2 protein-coding genes are annotated in these 3,203 nt (G+C 33.3%); one reads left to right on the top strand and one right to left on the bottom strand.

The window, feature by feature from the left end; genetic code table 11:
* On the bottom strand, positions 1-489 hold a 489-nt coding region (locus JI65_RS16665; RefSeq protein WP_191018293.1), incomplete at its 3' end, for a radical SAM protein.
* A gap of 43 nt (positions 490-532) precedes the next feature.
* On the opposite strand from JI65_RS16665, the gene JI65_RS16660 reads away from it, so the two are divergent.
* Positions 533-3,124, top strand: coding sequence for an ankyrin repeat domain-containing protein (locus JI65_RS16660; protein WP_191018292.1), 2,592 nt, complete (start codon positions 533-535; stop codon positions 3,122-3,124).
* Positions 3,125-3,203: the final 79 nt, after the last annotated feature.

The following is a 3,203-nucleotide window of genomic DNA, read 5'->3' as shown; positions in this document are numbered from 1 at the left end:
ATTGAAAGCATTAACGACAGTGTTTATTTTTATCTTACAGTTAGAATTGCTTCTTACAAATCTTACAATTTCCGTAATCCTTTCATTTGAAAGCGGAGTTTTGTCTTTTGAGCAAAATCCCATATTTCTCTTGATTTCATCATTCAAAGAATGAAATGAAATTCCTAGCCAATCCAGATATGGCAGGACTTTGTTCAACCGTTCAATTGTCAGTAAGGAGCCGTTCGTAATAACACCTGTTCCCAATCCCAGGGATTTTGTAAAGGCAATCAAGTCCGGCAATTCATTTATTAAAAACGGCTCTCCTCCTGCAAAATTGATTGCAGAGAAAAATCCACATTCACCGATTCTTACGATAAGTTTTTGCATTTCTGCCAAAGACAGATGTTCTGATTTTGCATATCGGGCAAAACAGAATTTACATCCGTAATTACAGGATTCCAGTAAGTGGTAATTCACTTTAAGATTTTTCATTTGAGATTCTTTCATCTTTTCCTCCCTGATACGGATTAAGGTAGAACAGTTCTAGACTTTGGAAAGCGCAATTTTTAAGGGAAAAGTTTTTAGGCAGTTTTTTTGTGGTATAATATGTTTAATGAGCAGGAAATTATCTTTGCCTGAATATGGAAATGTTACTCTCAGCCAAATCACCCGCTTTATTGTTGAAGTCATCGGAAAGGATGCTCTTTTGGCGCGCACCACAATAACTGACGAAGAAATAAATGACGCATACAAGGAAAAAGGCAGTTTTTATAAATACAAATTTATGGGCAAAGATTCAATTTTTGGACGGATAAAAGACTTCTTTTCTGGATTGGAATCAGAGTTCAATTTGGAAGTACAGAAAATTACCCGAAAATCATCTTTTGACGGAAGTAAACGGACAACTTATTATGAAAGCAAGTTTACGACTTTTTATTACGCAATATTATGGGAACTTTTTGTGGCAATCGGTGGCGGTCGTCCCTTTGAGACAAAACAGTACGTTTATACAAACAGAAACATAGTTCGCCTGATATTTATCCAGACAAGTCCGATTTATATTTCATACATACATCATGCAAAAAATCTTAGATTTGATACTTTATTTGAATCCACAAAAACTGAACTGAACTTTTCTTACGAAGACATTTATAAAGAAATAGCAGAAGTTTATTACAAAAATCACAAAAATGAACAGGATTCCGAAGAACATGTAAAAAGAGCCATTCAAAAAGCCAGAAAGGAAAACAAAAATCCTACATGGAATATTTTCTATGCAATTCTAGTCACGCTGAAAAATCATAATATAAAAACTTCTTTAATTGAGCATTTTCTGGATTTTTATTTTTATAACAATTTCCGTTCAAACGCAATACAACATATTTCATTAAGCAAAGATACTTGGTTGGAAATAGAAAATCTTACAGAACAAGGTCATTCACCAGAAGAAATACACACTTTGTTCAGAGACAGTTTTTATAATGAATCTATCTTAACTTTGGAACAACAAGGGCAATATTTTGATGCTGTCACACAAGGCAACTCGATAGATAATTTTTTCCAGTTTAAAAAAGACTATCCTGCTATCAAAAAGGATTTACCGCACTCATTTGCATTTTGGGATAAATGGTTTGAGGGCAAAAAATATGTCTATGAGTTTTTAGACACTTGTGATATAGAAAAACTTACGATTGCAATAAATGCCTACAAAGAAGCCTTTGAAAGGGGAAAATACTTTGCGGGGAAAAATCTGACTGGATTTTTGCAGGAAGCCATCAGTGTCTGTGCATATTACGACATAAAGCATGATTTAAAAGGATTCAGAAACAGGATTTTTCAGTGTTCCCGTTTAGATTCAGACATAAAAACTCCCCTGTCGCAAAACATTAAATATTTCTATGATTTCGCTTACTGTTTTGATATGGTTCTGAATGAAATGCAAGACGCTTTTGCCGTTTATTACTTTTGCATGCAGAATTTTTGGAACAGATTTTCCCCATTGTCAAATCTAACAAAACAAATCCGAGCAGAAGACATAAATAAATCACTGGGATTTTTACCAGAGCCCGAAAAAGATTTTTTCAAAAAAGAAACGGAAAAACTTCCGTCCGTCACTGACAAAACAATAAACACTTTAATTGATGATGGCCGCCTCGTAATTTACACACCGATTTCACTTGCAATCTGTTGTAAAAAGTATGACATCGTTTATAAGTTTTTAGATGCACAGTCTTTCCCAAATCTAAATTTGAACATTCCAAACACAAACAATACTTTTCCAATCACAGAAATACTAGCACAATACAATCACTTTCACACCAAGGAAGATAAAAATCTTCTATTTGATATTTTGAAAAGAACAGAGAAAAAAACACTTTTCTCAAGAAGCAACCGCAGCAAGCGTTCTGTATTTCAACTAGCGTTGGACAGCTTTGACTTTGAAATAGTTCAAGCATTTGTAAACAAAATGACTGACAACGGTATAGAAAAAATCACAGACAATTTTCTAATCAGTTCGGATGAAGTTACTCCACTCTATTACGCAATAGGAAGACGGGAAGTCTTATTGCTCTCAAAAGAAAGGTATCTTTCAAAACTTCAAAACAGAGAAGGTGACATTAATTATAGGAACTATTTTCAAGCAGGATTTTCGGAAATACAAAAAGATGAAAGCAATGTTCTTCTAAAGAATACCGCCTTACGCCAAAAGGCTTTCTTCCAATTTTACGATGAGCAAAATCAGAATAGAAAAGAAGAACTAGAGCAATCAGACAAAATAATTGACCTGCTCATTAAAACAACAGAAAACATCGATGTTGTAAAATATCGTTCTGATGATTCGACACAAGGCTGTTCACCATTGCTATACGCTGCAGAATTAGATGATGTGGAAACATGCAAAAAACTTTTGGATTCTGGTGCAGACATAACACTTGATATTGGAAAATTTTGTATAAACAAATACTCCATTGAAAAACATTTATACATGCCGAACAATGTTCTTACAAGAGCAATTCATTACTGCTCATGGAAAGTTTTAGATTATATTTTTGAAATTCATAAGGACAAGCTGACTGAAATCACCAAAAGAGATGACAAAGATTTATCTTATGTGGATTTATTTTTTAATGGAAATAGCTAATAATAAGAACACGAAAAAAAATTGAAAAGTCTTATTTTTTAACTTTAATAAAACTAACTTTAATCGACTTGCCTAGTTT

The organism is Treponema zioleckii (assembly GCF_014737315.1).
GTDB lineage: Bacteria > Spirochaetota > Spirochaetia > Treponematales > Treponemataceae > Treponema_D > Treponema_D zioleckii.
The sequence above is the reverse complement of the archived record's forward strand: the minus strand, read 5'-3'. Positions and strand labels throughout refer to the sequence as shown.